Below are 13,993 nucleotides of genomic sequence, written 5' to 3'. Positions count from 1 at the left end.
CATCCAAAGAATCCAGATCAAACCTCCACGCCAGTCCTATTTCTCAAATGCGATTCCCCTAGGCGAGCATCATCACGCACGCGAAGACTTCAGTCGGCCTGACAACAGCTACGTCTTGTTGACCGATGTGTGGGCACGTCGAGGCCATAGGTCCCGAACGCCCTTGCGCTCCGCAACATACCGGGTAGTATGCGCCTCGTCAGGGAGGACATGGCATGGCGTTCGCTCGCGTCAACGGTGTCGTATTGCACTATGAGGATCGCGGCGATGCATCGCGTCCTGCGCTGGTCTTCGCCAATTCGCTCGGCACCGATTTCCGCATCTGGGACGCCGTCGTGGCGCTGCTCGGCGACAGCTTCCGGTTCGTCCGCTACGACAAGCGCGGTCATGGCCTCTCGGAGGCGACGCCGGCCCCCTATGCGATGGACGACCACGTCGGCGACCTTGAATCGCTTCTCGATCATCTTGGCGTAAAGGCTTGCGCCGTCATCGGATTGTCGGTCGGCGGCGTCATCGCCCAAGGACTGGCCTCCCGGCGGCCCGACCTCGTGAAGGCGATGGTGCTGATGGACACGGCTCACAAGATCGGCACGGCCGAGATGTGGAACCAGCGAATCGACGGCGTCACCGCGAACGGCATTGCATCGCTTGCAGACGCCATCATGGTGCGCTGGTTCACGCCGGCCTATCGCTCGCCCGACAATGCTGATTTCGTCGGTTACACGGCGATGCTGACGCGTACGACCGTCGACGGCTATGCCGGCACCTGCGCAGCGCTGCGCGACACCGACTACACCGAGCAGACGAAGACCCTCACGCTGCCCGTGCTCGCCATCGTCGGCGATCAGGACGGCTCCACCCCGCCGGATCTCGTTCGCTCCACCGCCGACCTGATCCGCGGCGCGCAGTTCCGCATCATTCCGGATGCCGGACACCTGCCATGCATCGAGCAGCCGCAGGCCGTGGCGAACCTTCTGCATAATTTTCTGCGGGAAACGCGGTTCGCGACCTAAGCAATCGCATCCGCCGCCACGATAGCGATGGGCAGCAAACATCCCCCAAGACGAACGTCCGCCCTCCCTGACCAAGACCAAGACCGCCATTCCGGAGTGTATTCGATGTCCCAGTACGTGACCGTCCGCCGCGAGGGCGACATTGCCGTCGTCACGCTCGACAACCCGCCCGTCAATTCGCTGTCTCACCACCTGCGCGAGCCCCTCGACGCCGCGCTCCGCGACCTGCGCGACGACGCCTCGGTGGCGGCCGTGGTCATCCACTGCGCGGGCCGCACCTTCATCGCCGGCGCTGATATAACCGAGTTCAACACGCCAAAGGCCACCGCTTCGCCCAACCTGCGCGAACTGATCGTCACGCTGGAGACGTTCGCCAAGCCGACCGTGGCGGCCATCCACGGCACCGCCTTCGGCGGCGGGCTCGAACTCGCCATGGGCTGCCATTTCCGCGTCGCCGACGGCCGCGCCCAATTCGGCCTGCCGGAGGTCAAGCTCGGCCTTCTCCCCGGCGCGGGCGGCACGGTGCGCCTGCCGCGCCTGATAGGCCCGGAGAAGGCACTATCGGCCATCGTCTCGGGCAACCCGATTGGCGCCGAGGCCGCGCTCGCCGATGGCCTAGTCGATGCCGTCTACGACGATGATCTCGTCGCCAACGCGATCACATTCGCCCGCGAGGGAATATCGGCCGGCAAGCCGCTGGTTGCGGTCCGCGACCGCGAGAAAAAATTGGCAGCCGCGCGCAACGACCTCGCCGGCTTTGACAGCCAGATCGCCGAGGTTCTCAAGAAGGCAAAGGGGCTCGACGCGCCGAAGCGCTGCGCCGACGCGGTACGCAATGCGCTGACCATGCCGTTCGACGAGGCGCTGGTCACCGAACGAAAGTACTTCGTCGAACTGGTCGATGGCGACCAGTCGAAAGCGCAGCGGCATCTGTTCTTCGCCCAGCGCGAAGCGGCCAAGGTCCAGGGCATCGGGCCCGACGTGAAGCCGCGTGCCGTGAAACGGGTCGGCGTCATCGGCGCCGGCACCATGGGCGGCGGCATCGCCATGTCCTTTCTCAATGGCGGCATTCCGGTCACTATCCTGGAAATGTCGAAGGAGGCGCTCGAGCGCGGCATCCACAACATGGAGAAGAACTACGCGATTTCCGTGCAGCGCGGCTCCATGAGCGAGGACGCGAAGACCAAGCGCATGGGCCTGCTCTCCGGCACGACGAACTATGCCGATCTGGCCGACTGTGATTTGATCGTCGAAGCCGTCTTCGAGGAGATGGGGGTCAAGAAGGAGGTGTTCGGCAAGCTGGACACCGTGTCCAACCTCGGCGCGATTCTGGCGTCGAACACCTCCTATCTCGACGTCGACGAGATCGCGGCGTCCACCTCGCGCCCGGCCGACGTGCTCGGCCTGCACTTCTTTTCGCCGGCCAACGTCATGAAACTGCTCGAGATCGTGCGCGGCGCCAAGACCGCGCCCGACGTGATCGCCACCGCGCTCGACGTCGCGCGGCGCATCGGCAAGGTGCCGGTGGTCGTGGGCGTCTGCCACGGCTTCGTCGGCAACCGCATGCTGGCCTCCCGCTCGGCCGAACTGGAGGACCTGCTGCTGGAAGGCGCGACGCCGGCGCAGGTCGACAAGGTGTTCACCGATTTCGGCTGGCCGATGGGTCCCTTCGCCATGGGCGACCTCGCCGGCCTCGACATCGGCTGGCGCAATCGCAAATCGCTCGGCAAGACGGCGGCGGTCGCCGACGCGCTCTGCGAACAGGGCCGCTTCGGCCAGAAGACCGGCAAGGGCTTCTACCTCTACGAGGCCGGCTCGCGGGCGCCGAAGTCCGACCCGGAGGTGGAGGCGCTGATCGAGGCGAAGGCGCGCGAGAACGGCGTCAACCGCCGCGACATCTCGGCGGAGGAGATCGCCGAACGCACGATGTACCCGATGATCAACGAAGGCGCCAAGGTGCTGGAGGAAGGCATTGCCGCCCGCGCCTCCGACATCGACATCGTCTGGACCAATGGCTACGGCTTCCCGATCGGCAAGGGCGGGCCGATGTTCTGGGCCGAGCTCGAAGGCCTGGGCAAGATCGTCGAACGGCTGGAATACTGGCACGGTAAGACCGGAAAGGACGTGTTCGACCCTTCCGCGCTGATGAGGCGCGCGGCAGAAGCCGGCAGCTTCCGCCATGCGTCGAGCACGGGGAAGGTCGCCTGACGATGGACCTCGCCGCCGCTCCCTGGCGCGCCTCCTACCCGGCCGGGCTCTCACCCGACGTGACGCTTGCCGGTTTTCCCGTGCATGCGATCGTCGACGAGGCGGCAGGGCAGTGGCCCGACAGGACGGCGGCGGTGTTTCGCGGCGCGACCGTGACGTTTGCCGAACTGGCGTTGCAGGTCGACCGCGCCGGCCGCGCCTTCCAGAGCGCTGGCGTGCGATCGGGAACGCGCGTGGCGCTGCTGTTTCCCAACACGATCCATCACCTCGTGGCCTTCTTCGGCGTGCTCAAGGCCGGCGGGACCGTCGTCCATCTGTCCCCGCTCGACGGCGGCGCGGTGATCCGCCACAAGCTCGCCGACAGCGGCGCGCGCCTGCTCGTGACCACCAACATCGGCGACCTGGCGACCCGCGCGGTCGACCTGTCGGGGGCTGGTCTGGTGGACCGGCTGGTCGTGGCGCAAGACGAGGCCTTCGGCCCCTCCCCGCTGACCGGCCCGATGCCGAAGGATTGCGATTTCAACACCTTCGCGGATTTTCTGGATTCACCGAGGCAGCGCGACGACCTGCCCGATGTGGCGCTCGACGACCTGGCGCTGCTGCAGTACACCGGCGGCACGACCGGCATGCCGAAGGGCGCGATGCTCACTCACCGCAACCTGTCGACCGCCGTAGAGAGCTACGATCTCTGGTTCGATGCCTGGGGGCTGATGCGCCGGGGCGAGGAGCGCGTTCTGCTGTTCCTGCCGCTGTTCCACATCTACTCGCTGTCGGCGGTGATGCTGCGCTGCGTGCGCGCCGGCCAGACGATGGTCATCCACACCCGGTTCGACCCGGAAACGGCGCTGCGGGAGATCGAGGCCGGCGCAACGAGCTTCCCCGGCGTGCCGACCATGTGGATCGCGATCTCGGCCGTGCCGGGCGTCGAAGGGCGAGATTTCACGTCGTTGCGCTATTGCGCGTCCGGCGGCGCGCCGCTGCCGGTGGAGACCGCTCGGCGGCTGAAGACCATCACCGGCCACGACCTGCTGGGCGGCTGGGGCATGACCGAGACGTCGCCAGCCGGCACCAACATCCCGCCGACACGGCCCGACAAGGTCGGCACCATCGGCATCCCGCTGCCGGGCATCCATCTCGACGTCGTCGCGCTGGACGACACCTCGCTTGTGCTCCCGCAGGGCGAGATCGGAGAGCTTCGCGTCTTCGGTCCGAACGTGACCGCCGGCTACCTGAATCAGCCGGCCGAAAATGCGCGGGCGTTCTCGAATGGCGGGTTCCTCACCGGCGACATCGGCTTCATGGATGCCGAAGGCTTCTTCACCATCGTCGATCGCAGGAAGGACATGATCCTGTCGGGTGGCTTCAACGTCTATCCGCAGCTGATCGAGCAGATGATCTACGAGCACCCGAACGTGGAGGAAGTGCTCGTGATCGGAATTCCTGACGATTATCGCGGCGAGGCCGCAAAGGCCTTCGTCAAGCTGCGCGCCGGCGCGGCGGGCCTGTCGCTGGACGAACTGCGTGCCTTTCTCAAGGATCGGCTCGGGCCGCACGAGATACCGGCCGCGCTGGAAATCCGCGACGGGCTGCCGCGCACGTCGGTCGGAAAACTGTCGAAACTCGAACTGAAACAGGAAGAAGCCGAGCGGCGCACCGTCGCTCGCGCGTCGTAGGGAGAAAAACCATGGCCGAGGCCGTCATCGTATCCACCGCCCGCACGCCGATCGGAAAAGCCTATCGCGGCGCCTTCAACGATACCGAGGGGCATGCGCTCGGCGGCCACGCCATCAGCCACGCCCTCGCCCGCTCCGGGCTCGAAGGCGGCGAGATCGAGGACGTGATCATGGGCTGTGCCATGCAGGAAGGCACCACCGGACTGAACGTGGCGCGCCGCGCCCTGCTGTCGGCCGGCCTTCCCATCACCGTGGGCGGCACGACGATCGACCGCCAGTGCTCGTCCGGCCTGCAGTCGATGGCGCTGCTGGCGAACGCGATCCGCAACGACGGCGTCAAGGCCGGCATCGCGGGCGGCCTGGAATCGATCAGCCTGGTCCAGAACGACCATCGCAACACGTTCCACCTTCTCGACAAGTCACTGACGGGACCAGCGGCCGACGTCTACCTGCCGATGATCGACACGGCCGAGAACGTCGCGGCCCGCTACGGCATTTCGCGCGAGGCGCAGGACGCCTATGGACTGGAATCGCAAAGGCGCGTCGCCGCGGCGCGGGAGGCCGGCCGCTTCGATGCCGAGATCGCCCCGATCCTGGTGCGCATGGCGGTGGTCGACAAGGAGACCAAGGCGATCAGCCATAAGGAAATGACCCTGTCCCACGACGAGGGACCGCGTCCGGAAACGACCGCCGAAGGCCTCGCCGGCCTGAAGCCGGTCCGGGAAGGCGGCACCATCACCGCCGGCAACGCCAGCCAGCTCTCCGATGGCGCCTCGGCCTGCGTCATGATGGAAGCCAAGGAAGCGGAGCGGCGCGGCCTCACGCCGCTCGGCATCTTCCGCGGCTTCAACGTCGCCGGCTGCGAGCCCGACGAGATGGGCATCGGCCCCGTCTTCGCCGTGCCGCGGCTGCTCGAACGCCACAGCCTCACGGTCGACGACATCGGCTTGTGGGAACTGAACGAGGCTTTCGCGGTGCAGGTGCTTTATTGCCGCGACCGGCTCGGCATCGATCCCGACAAGCTCAACGTCAATGGCGGCGCCATCGCGGTCGGCCACCCCTATGGCATGTCCGGCTCGCGGCTGGCCGGCCACGCGCTGATCGAGGGCAAGCGACGCGGCGTGCGCTACGCCGTCGTGACCATGTGCGTCGGCGGCGGCATGGGCGCGGCGGGACTGCTGGAGATCAACTAGGACCGGAACCGCATTCTTCTCCCCGAGCGAGGGGAGAAGATGCCGGCAGGCAGAAGAGGGGCAGCTCTCCGCCGGCAATGCCAGACAAGCCCCTCATCCGGCCCCAGGGCCCACCTTCTTCTCGCGAGCGGGGAGAAGGAACAGGAGGATGAACCATGGACCTTCGCTTCACCGACGAGGAAAACGCCTTTCGCGAGGAGGTTCGCGCCTTCTTTCGCGACAACCTGCCCGACGACATCCGCGAGAAGATGATCGACGGCGAACACCTGGACAAGCCCGACTTCGTGCGCTGGACGAAGATCCTCAACGCCCATGGCTGGGGTGTGCCGCACTGGCCGGAGGAGCATGGGGGCACCGGCTGGGGGCCGATGAAGCAGTACATCTTTCTCGAAGAGATGCAGAAATATCCCGCACCGCAGCCGCTCGCCTTCGGCGTCAACATGGTTGGCCCCGTTATCTACACCTTCGGCAACGAGGCGCAGAAGAAGCGGTTCCTGCCGCGCATCGCCAACCTCGACGACTGGTGGTGCCAGGGCTTTTCCGAACCGGGATCCGGTTCCGATCTCGCCTCGCTCAAGACCCGCGTGGTGCGTGACGGCGACCACTACGTGGTCAACGGCCAGAAGACCTGGACCACGCTGGCGCAATATGCCGACTGGATCTTCTGCCTCGTGCGCACCGACACGACCGCCAAGAAGCAGGAAGGCATCTCCTTCCTGCTGATCGACATGAAGACGCCCGGCATCGAGGTACGCCCGATCGTGACCATCGACGGCGGTCGCGAGATCAACGAGGTGTTCCTGACCGACGTTCGCGTGCCGGTGGAAAACCTCGTCGGAGAGGAAAACAAGGGCTGGGACTACGCCAAGTTCCTGCTCGGCAACGAACGGACCAACATCGCCCGCATCGGGGTTTCGAAGCAGCGCGTCGCCCGCATCCGCCAACTCGCCGCGCTGGAAATGTCGGGCGGGCGACCGCTGATCGAGGACGAGCGCTTCCGCGAGAAGCTGACGGCGATCGAGATCGACCTGAAAGCGCTCGAAATGACGCAGCTTCGCGTCGTCGCCGCCGACGCCAAGCGCGGCAACACCGGCAAGCCCGACCCGGCCTCGTCGATCCTCAAGATCAAGGGCTCGGAAATCCAGCAGGCCACCACGCATCTGCTGCTGGAGGTGATGGGCCCCTATGCCGCGCCTTACTTCCCGGAGCACGACGACCGCTGGAACGAACCGTCCGAGGTGCCGAGCTACGCGCCCGTGGCCGCGCCGAACTACTTCAACAACCGCAAGGTCTCGATCTACGGCGGCTCGAACGAAATCCAGAAGAACATCATCGCCAAGGCGGTGCTGGGGCTGTGATGGCGTCGGCGCCCCCTCGCCGGCTAGGCCTCGTCGACCAGCGCGTCGACGGGGACGTCGAGAATCCGGCTCAACCTCAGCCACAACTCGACGGAGCCTACCCGCTTGCCGTTCTCGATGTCCGAAAGGTAGTTCTGCGCGATGGATGCCTGAGCCGCCAGCGCAGATTGGGTCAAGCGACGATGCTTGCGCCAGAACCAGAGCGGCGAGACGGCGACGACGAGTTGGCGCGCTTCGTCCGGAGTGAGCCCTGGGAGGCGTCCGGCGCGATAGTCGGCAACGGCCTTAGCGTGATCCACCGCCGCCGTCAGCGCCTCGAATTCCGCGCGGGGAAGAACCGCCATTTCCTCGCCTTCCGGCGTGGTGACAAACCTGACGTTCACGATTGCCCTCCGTCATTCATAGATGGAGCCACGCGGGCCGATCTTCGTCACGATGATTTCGGTCGCCGTATCTTCGAAAATGACCCTGAAGTCTCCGACCCGAAGCCTGAGGCCACCGCCGTCGGTCAAGGCTTTCACGTTGTTCGCCATCGCGGCCGGATCGGCCGCATAGGCCTCGATCTTGGACAGGATCCGTTCGGCGTCCGCCCGGTGTTTCCGCAGCGACTTCGCAGCAGCCGGAAGGATCACGACCGTCGTCATAAGGCAAATATCGCATATTGCGATTTTTCATCAAGTGGCTTTGTTCGAAGTGCGATTTCGGTCCCACGTGAACGCGTCGGCGCAGCTGCCAACCCAAGGACACAGGAGTCATCCGATGGACTTTGACCTTTCCGAAGAACAGTCGATGCTCAAGGACTCGCTCGACCGGCTTCTGGCCGACGCCTATGGCTTCGAGGCGCGCAAGCGGTTCATGGCGACGCCCGAGGGCTGGAGCGCCGACATCTGGCGCCAGATGGCCGAGATGGGCCTGATGGCCCTGCCCTTCGCCGAAGCGGACGGCGGCATTGGCGGCGGCGCAGTCGAGACCATGATCGTCATGGAATCGCTCGGCAAGGCGCTGGCGCTCGAACCTTACTTCGCCACGGTCGTTCTCGGCGGCGGCTTCCTGCGGCTGGGGGGCTCGGCGGCGCAGAAAGCCGACCTGATCCCGCAGGTGGCCGACGGTTCGCTCAAGCTCGCCTTCGGCCACACCGAGCGTCATTCGCGCTTCGACCTCGCCCATGTGAACACGACCGCGACCAAGGACGGCGACGGCTGGGTTCTGTCCGGCGCAAAAAGCGTGGTCCAGCATGGCGACTGCGCCGACAGGATCTTCGTCACCGCACGCACCGCGGGCGGCATGACGGACGAGCGCGGCGTCGGGATCTTCCTGGTCGATGCCGGCGCCGAGGGCGTCTCGCGCCGGAGCTATGCCACGCAGGATGGTTTGCGCGCCGCCGAGCTCACCCTCGACAAGGTGCGCGTTCCGGCCGGAGCCGTCATCGGCGACCCGGAGAACGGACTGCCGCTCGCCCGCCGCGTCGTCGACCAGGCAATCGCGGCGCTTGCCGCCGAAGCGGTCGGCGTCATGAGCGCCATGCACACGCTCACGGTCGACTACATGAAGGTGCGCAAGCAGTTCGGCGTGCCGATCGGTTCGTTCCAGGTGCTGCAGCATGGTGCCGTGGACATGTATGTCGCCATCGAGCAGGCGCGGTCGATCACGCTCTACGCCACCATGATGGCCGACAGCGACGATGCCGACGAACGCGCCCGCGCCATGCACGCGGCGAAAGCCGAGATCGGGCGCGGCGGCCGGATCGTCGGCGAAAACGCCATCCAGATCCATGGTGGCGTCGGCATGACCATGGAATATGCCGTCGGCCACTATTTCAAGCGCATGACCATGATCGACGTGGCGTTCGGCAATGCCGACCACCATCTGCGCGAACTCGCGCGGGCGGGCGGGCTGTTCGCGTCGGCCGCCTGATCGCGGAGACAGGCGACGACCTCCGGCGCGCCTTGGCCCGGCGCGCCGCAGGCAAGGCTCAGGCGTCGAGCGCGGCGACCGCGCGGCTGGCGACGTCGGGCGCGGCCGGCCGGCAGTACAGCCCGTAAAGCGTCTGCAGGATCTCCTCCACTTCGCTCGAGGCGACGCGGTAGTAGATCTCCTTGCCCTGCCGACGCGTGCTGACGAGCCGCGCCAGCCTGAGCTTGGCAAGCTGCTGCGACAGCGCCGACTGCGACATCCCCACCGCGTCCGCGAGCGGCTGCACGGCCATTTCCTGGTTGAGCAGGTTGCACAGGATCATCAGCCGGTTCTTGTTGGCGAGAGCCGACAGCAATTCGGCCGCCTGTTCCGCCGAGGCGTCGAGCTGTGCGATGTCCATTTTCATCCGACCGATCCCTTGAACACATGATTATGTTGTCATATGTAGTGCATTGTCCGAATTTGGCAACCATAGCCGAAACGCACAGGGGCATCGAATGACCGAATTTACACCCTGGCTGTCGCTGGCCGGCGGCATCCTCATCGGCCTTTCGGCCGTGCTGCTGATGGCCTTACACGGCCGCATCGCCGGCATGACGGCCATCCTGGCCGGCATCATCCCGCCGCTGCCCGCCGACTGGGCCTGGCGCGCCGCCTTCCTAGCGGGCGCCGTGATCGGGCCGCTGGCCTACATCGCCAGCGGCAACAGCATCGAGTTCGCGGTGCCGGTGTCGATGCCGGCGCTCGCCGTCGGCGGCGTCATCGTCGGCATCGGCGTGACCTACGGGTCGGGCTGCACCAGCGGCCATGGCGTCTGCGGCATGGCGCGCCTGTCGCCGCGCTCGATCGTCGCGACGCTGGTCTTCATGGCGTTCGCCATCGCCACCGTCTTCGTCATCCGCCACGTGATCGGGGCCTGACCGCGATGAACAAGATCCTCTCCGCCTTCGCGATCGGCGCCGTCTTCGGCATCGGCATCGCCATCTCCGGCATGGCCAACCCGGCCAAGGTGCTGAACTTCTTCGACGTCGCCGGCACCTGGGATCCAAGCCTGCTGTTCGTCATGGGCGGCGCGCTGGCGACCGCGGCGATCGGCTACCGCCTCCTCTTCGGCGCGCGGGAAAAGCCCGTCTTCGAGGCCGGCTATCAGCTGCCGACGTCGCGGCGCATCGATGCCGAACTCATCGGCGGCTCGGCCGTCTTCGGCATCGGCTGGGGCATTTCCGGCTTCTGCCCCGGCGGCGCCATTCCCGCCCTCGGTCTCGGCTATGCGGAGACCTTCATCTTCATCGCCGCCATGATGGCCGGCATCGTGGTGGCGCGCATCCTCAAGGCCCGGACCGCGCAAGCCGCGCCGGCCTGACCAGCAAACGAGCAGCAAGGAGACGAATCGATGACTTCCACCCTCCCCTTCACGCCCGACATTTCGGTGAAGCCGGACGTCACGGCCTTCTTCGACGACGCGACCAACACGGTGTCCTACGTCGTCAAGGACCCGGCATCCAACGCCTGCGCCATCGTCGATTCGGTCATGGACATCGACTACGCGGCGGGCCGCATCACCTATGACCATGCCGACGCGATCATCGCGCATGTCGAGAAGAACGGCCTGAAGGTCGAGTGGATCATCGAGACCCATGTCCACGCCGACCATCTCTCCGCCGCCCCCTACATCCAGCAGAAGCTCGGCGGCAAGCTCGGCATCGGCGAGAACATCACCATCGTCCAGGACACCTTCGGCAAGATCTTCAACGAGGGCACCGAGTTCCAGCGCGACGGCTCGCAGTTCGACCGGCTGTTCAAGGACGGCGACAGCTACACGATCGGCGGCATGACGGCTCACGCCATGCACACGCCCGGCCACACGCCGGCCTGCATGACGCACGTGATCGGCAACGCGGCCTTCGTCGGCGACACGCTGTTCATGCCCGACGGCGGATCGGCCCGCGCCGACTTCCCCGGCGGCGACGCCCGCGTACTCTACCGGTCCATCAAGCGGGTGCTTGCGCTTCCGCCCGAGACGCGGGTCTTCATCTGCCACGACTACGGCCCGAACGGCCGCGACATCAAGTGGGAGACGACGGTTGCCGAGGAGCGCGAGCACAACATCCACGTCCGCGACGGGGTGACGGAGGACGAGTTCGTCAGGATGCGCGAGGAGCGCGACGCCACGCTCGCCATGCCGAAGCTGATCATCCCCTCGCTGCAGGTCAACATGCGCGCGGGCCGCTTGCCCCCCCGCGACGAAAGCGGCAAAACCTTCCTGAAGGTTCCGGTCAACGGCCTCTGAAACCACCACCATCGCGCGGGCGGGCGATCGTCGCGTCCCGCGCCCTTTGCAAGGACGCAACTGCATGGAAATCCGCAGGATCAACGACGACATCGCCGTGGCGCCGCAGATCATGGCCGAACACGTTCCGGACATCGCCCGGGCCGGGTTCAAGAGCATCGTCTGCAACCGTCCGGACTCCGAGGACGGCGCGGTGCCGCATGACCGGGTCGAGGAGGCGGCGAAGGCGGCCGGGCTCGAATTCCGCTTCATCCCGGTCGTGTCCGGGGCCATCAGCGACGACAACGTCCGCGACATGGCAACCGCGCTGAAGGCGCTGCCGACGCCGGTGCTGGCCTATTGCCGGACCGGCGGACGCTGCATGAACCTCTACGGACTCGTGCAGCAGATGAACGGCTGAGGCCGCGCGGCCTGCGCCGCCGACCTCGATCCGAACAGCCTTGTCGACCACCCGGCGCGGGCCTCCCGAAGGCTCGCGGCGGCGAAGCCTTTTTCCGGAAAGGAAAGAACGATGCCGACCAACGGGACCGCGAAGCTGGGCTGGAGGCGCTACTTCCCCATTCTGGAATGGGGACGCACCTACGACCGCGACGCGCTGACGAACGATCTGGTGGCGGCGATCATCGTCACCATCATGCTGATCCCGCAGTCGCTGGCCTATGCGCTCCTGGCGGGACTGCCGCCGGAGATGGGGCTCTATGCCTCCATCCTGCCCCTGGTCGCCTATGCGATCTTCGGCACCAGCCGCGCGCTCGCGGTCGGCCCGGTCGCCGTCATCTCGTTGATGACGGCAGCCGCCGTCGGCTCCGTCGCAGCGCAGGGCACGGCCGGCTACATCGTCGCCGCCATCACGCTGGCCTTCCTCTCCGGCATCTTCCTCATCCTGATGGGCGTCTTCCGGCTCGGCTTCCTGGCCAATCTGCTGTCGCACCCGATCGTGTCCGGCTTCATCACCGCCGCCGGCATCATCATCGCAGCGAGCCAGTTGAAACACATCCTGGGCATCAGCGCCGACGGCCACAACCTTTTGGAACTGCTGGTCTCGCTCGCCTCGGGCCTGGCCGACACCAACCCAATCACGCTCGCCATCGGCGTCGGCTCGACCGTCTTCCTGTTCTGGGTTCGCAAGGGCCTGAAGCCCCTGCTGGTCGGCATGGGGCTGCGACCGAAACTGGCGGACATCGTGGCCAAGGCAGGGCCTGTCGCGGCCGTTGCCGTCACCACGCTCGCCGCCTGGGGTCTCGATCTCGGCGCGGCCGGCGTCAAGCTGGTCGGCGCGGTGCCGCAAGGGCTGCCGCCCCTCACCCTTCCCTCCTTCGCGCCGGATCTGGTGCTCGCCCTCATCGGGCCTGCCGCCCTGATCTCGCTGATCGGCTTCGTCGAATCGGTCTCGGTCGCCCAGACGCTGGCCGCGCGCAAGCGCCAGCGCATCGATCCGGACCAGGAACTGATCGGCCTCGGCGCCTCCAACGTGGCCGCCGCTTTCACCGGCGGCTATCCGGTGACGGGCGGCTTTGCCCGCTCGGTGGTCAACTATGACGCCGGGGCGGAGACGCCGGCGGCCGGCGCCTACACGGCGGTCGGCCTTGCCATCGCCACGCTGCTTCTGACGCCGCTGCTCGCCTTCCTGCCGCAGGCGACACTGGCCGCCACCATCATCGTGGCGGTGCTGTCGCTGATCGACCTGTCAATCCTGCGCAAGGCATGGACCTACTCCAAGGCCGACTTCATCGCGGTCGCCGCCACCATCCTCGCCACGCTCTCGCTTGGGATCGAGATCGGCGTGTCGATGGGCGTGGCGCTGTCGATCCTGATCCATCTCTACCGGACGTCCAAGCCGCACATGGCGATCGTGGGCCAAGTGCCGGGCACCGAGCACTATCGCAACGTGAAACGGCACGAGGTGATCACGCGGCCGGGCATCGTCTCGCTGCGGGTCGACGAAAGCCTCTACTTCGCCAATGCGCGCTACCTCGAGGACTACATCTACGATCTCGTGGCGACGCAGCCCGACATCCGCCACGTCGTGCTGGCCTGCCCGGCGGTCAACCTGATCGACATGAGCGCCCTGGAATCGCTGGAGGCGATCGACCACCGGCTCTCGGACATGAGGGTCAAGCTGCATCTGTCGGAGGTCAAGGGACCGGTGATGGACGCGCTGGAGCGCACCGACTTCCTGAAGCATCTATCCGGGCAGGTGTTCCTGTCGCATCACATGGCCATGCGCGCATTGTCGGAGACCGGTCCGGCGGGGGAAGCACCGCTCGCCGCGCAGTAGCGCCGAAATCCGATCTCCCGGCGCCACCATCGCCGCATCACGACGAAAACAGGCCGCGCCGCATCC

General features: G+C 66.4%; 14 protein-coding genes. 11 read left to right on the top strand and 3 right to left on the bottom strand.

What is annotated here, in order from left to right; translation table 11 throughout:
* The first annotated feature begins 215 nt into the window (after positions 1–215).
* The 5 genes from pcaD (at position 216) to pimC (ending at position 7,445) form a co-directional block, all read left to right on the top strand.
* Positions 216–1,013 (top strand): 3-oxoadipate enol-lactonase, encoded by a 798-nt coding sequence (pcaD, locus tag EJC49_RS01740; RefSeq protein ID WP_126697737.1) that lies wholly within the window; start codon positions 216–218, stop codon positions 1,011–1,013.
* Positions 1,014–1,118: 105 nt separating this feature from the next.
* Positions 1,119–3,221, top strand: a complete 2,103-nt coding sequence (locus tag EJC49_RS01735; protein WP_126697736.1) for a 3-hydroxyacyl-CoA dehydrogenase NAD-binding domain-containing protein — start codon at positions 1,119–1,121, stop codon at positions 3,219–3,221.
* A 2-nt stretch (positions 3,222–3,223) separates the two neighbouring features.
* The gene (locus tag EJC49_RS01730; protein ID WP_126697735.1) at positions 3,224–4,894 is read left to right on the top strand and encodes an AMP-binding protein; all 1,671 of its coding nucleotides are present in this window, start codon (positions 3,224–3,226) and stop codon (positions 4,892–4,894) included.
* Positions 4,895–4,905: 11 nt separating this feature from the next.
* Positions 4,906–6,087 (top strand): acetyl-CoA C-acyltransferase, encoded by a 1,182-nt coding sequence (locus EJC49_RS01725; protein ID WP_126697734.1) that lies wholly within the window; start codon positions 4,906–4,908, stop codon positions 6,085–6,087.
* Between the two features lie 155 nt (positions 6,088–6,242).
* On the top strand, positions 6,243–7,445 hold the full coding sequence (gene pimC, locus EJC49_RS01720; protein WP_126697733.1) for a pimeloyl-CoA dehydrogenase large subunit: 1,203 nt from the start codon (positions 6,243–6,245) through the stop codon (positions 7,443–7,445).
* Between the two features lie 23 nt (positions 7,446–7,468).
* Here pimC and EJC49_RS01715 read toward each other — a convergent pair whose 3' ends face one another.
* Both EJC49_RS01715 and EJC49_RS01710 read right to left on the bottom strand, forming a co-directional pair.
* A complete protein-coding gene (locus EJC49_RS01715; protein WP_126697732.1) occupies positions 7,469–7,828 on the bottom strand; it encodes a helix-turn-helix transcriptional regulator in 360 nt (119 codons plus the stop codon).
* A gap of 12 nt (positions 7,829–7,840) precedes the next feature.
* The gene (locus EJC49_RS01710; RefSeq protein WP_126697731.1) at positions 7,841–8,089 is read right to left on the bottom strand and encodes a type II toxin-antitoxin system RelE family toxin; all 249 of its coding nucleotides are present in this window, start codon (positions 8,087–8,089) and stop codon (positions 7,841–7,843) included.
* Positions 8,090–8,204: 115 nt separating this feature from the next.
* Here EJC49_RS01710 and EJC49_RS01705 point away from each other — a divergent pair, with 115 nt between their 5' ends.
* On the top strand, positions 8,205–9,359 hold the full coding sequence (locus tag EJC49_RS01705; protein ID WP_126697730.1) for an acyl-CoA dehydrogenase family protein: 1,155 nt from the start codon (positions 8,205–8,207) through the stop codon (positions 9,357–9,359).
* Positions 9,360–9,417: 58 nt separating this feature from the next.
* Here the strand turns inward: EJC49_RS01705 and EJC49_RS01700 are convergent, their stop codons facing one another.
* The gene (locus EJC49_RS01700) at positions 9,418–9,765 is read right to left on the bottom strand and encodes an ArsR/SmtB family transcription factor (protein WP_126697729.1); all 348 of its coding nucleotides are present in this window, start codon (positions 9,763–9,765) and stop codon (positions 9,418–9,420) included.
* A 91-nt stretch (positions 9,766–9,856) separates the two neighbouring features.
* Between EJC49_RS01700 and EJC49_RS01695 the strand changes: the two genes are divergently transcribed.
* The 5 genes from EJC49_RS01695 to EJC49_RS01675 all read left to right on the top strand — a co-directional run bounded on the left by EJC49_RS01695 (position 9,857) and on the right by EJC49_RS01675 (position 13,927).
* The gene (locus EJC49_RS01695; protein ID WP_126697728.1) at positions 9,857–10,279 is read left to right on the top strand and encodes a YeeE/YedE family protein; all 423 of its coding nucleotides are present in this window, start codon (positions 9,857–9,859) and stop codon (positions 10,277–10,279) included.
* Between the two features lie 5 nt (positions 10,280–10,284).
* Positions 10,285–10,722 (top strand): DUF6691 family protein, encoded by a 438-nt coding sequence (locus EJC49_RS01690; protein WP_126697727.1) that lies wholly within the window; start codon positions 10,285–10,287, stop codon positions 10,720–10,722.
* 30 nt (positions 10,723–10,752) lie between these two features.
* Positions 10,753–11,649 carry an MBL fold metallo-hydrolase gene (locus EJC49_RS01685; protein ID WP_126697726.1) on the top strand — a complete coding sequence of 299 codons (897 nt, stop codon included), beginning with the start codon at positions 10,753–10,755 and terminating at the stop codon, positions 11,647–11,649.
* 64 nt (positions 11,650–11,713) lie between these two features.
* The gene (locus EJC49_RS01680; RefSeq protein ID WP_126697725.1) at positions 11,714–12,049 is read left to right on the top strand and encodes a protein tyrosine phosphatase family protein; all 336 of its coding nucleotides are present in this window, start codon (positions 11,714–11,716) and stop codon (positions 12,047–12,049) included.
* 111 nt (positions 12,050–12,160) lie between these two features.
* Positions 12,161–13,927 (top strand): SulP family inorganic anion transporter, encoded by a 1,767-nt coding sequence (locus tag EJC49_RS01675; protein WP_126697724.1) that lies wholly within the window; start codon positions 12,161–12,163, stop codon positions 13,925–13,927.
* Positions 13,928–13,993 lie beyond the last annotated feature (66 nt).

The sequence above is a fragment of the Aquibium carbonis genome (assembly GCF_003970795.1).
Classification (GTDB): Bacteria; Pseudomonadota; Alphaproteobacteria; order Rhizobiales; family Rhizobiaceae; genus Aquibium; species Aquibium carbonis.
Note: the sequence above shows the minus strand (reverse complement) of the source record. Positions and strands in the feature narration are given on the sequence as shown.

Bases quoted from the DNA above. Each gene is read 5' to 3' on its own strand.
- pcaD (WP_126697737.1), top strand. From the start codon at position 216: ATGGCGTTCGCTCGCGTCAACGGTGTCGTATTGCACTATGAGGATCGC.
- EJC49_RS01735 (WP_126697736.1), top strand. From the start codon at position 1,119: ATGTCCCAGTACGTGACCGTCCGCCGCGAGGGCGACATTGCCGTCGTC.
- EJC49_RS01730 (WP_126697735.1), top strand. From the start codon at position 3,224: ATGGACCTCGCCGCCGCTCCCTGGCGCGCCTCCTACCCGGCCGGGCTC.
- EJC49_RS01725 (WP_126697734.1), top strand. From the start codon at position 4,906: ATGGCCGAGGCCGTCATCGTATCCACCGCCCGCACGCCGATCGGAAAA.
- pimC (WP_126697733.1), top strand. From the start codon at position 6,243: ATGGACCTTCGCTTCACCGACGAGGAAAACGCCTTTCGCGAGGAGGTT.
- EJC49_RS01710 (WP_126697731.1), bottom strand. From the start codon at position 8,089: ATGACGACGGTCGTGATCCTTCCGGCTGCTGCGAAGTCGCTGCGGAAA.
- EJC49_RS01705 (WP_126697730.1), top strand. From the start codon at position 8,205: ATGGACTTTGACCTTTCCGAAGAACAGTCGATGCTCAAGGACTCGCTC.
- EJC49_RS01700 (WP_126697729.1), bottom strand. From the start codon at position 9,765: ATGAAAATGGACATCGCACAGCTCGACGCCTCGGCGGAACAGGCGGCC.
- EJC49_RS01695 (WP_126697728.1), top strand. From the start codon at position 9,857: ATGACCGAATTTACACCCTGGCTGTCGCTGGCCGGCGGCATCCTCATC.
- EJC49_RS01690 (WP_126697727.1), top strand. From the start codon at position 10,285: ATGAACAAGATCCTCTCCGCCTTCGCGATCGGCGCCGTCTTCGGCATC.
- EJC49_RS01685 (WP_126697726.1), top strand. From the start codon at position 10,753: ATGACTTCCACCCTCCCCTTCACGCCCGACATTTCGGTGAAGCCGGAC.
- EJC49_RS01680 (WP_126697725.1), top strand. From the start codon at position 11,714: ATGGAAATCCGCAGGATCAACGACGACATCGCCGTGGCGCCGCAGATC.
- EJC49_RS01675 (WP_126697724.1), top strand. From the start codon at position 12,161: ATGCCGACCAACGGGACCGCGAAGCTGGGCTGGAGGCGCTACTTCCCC.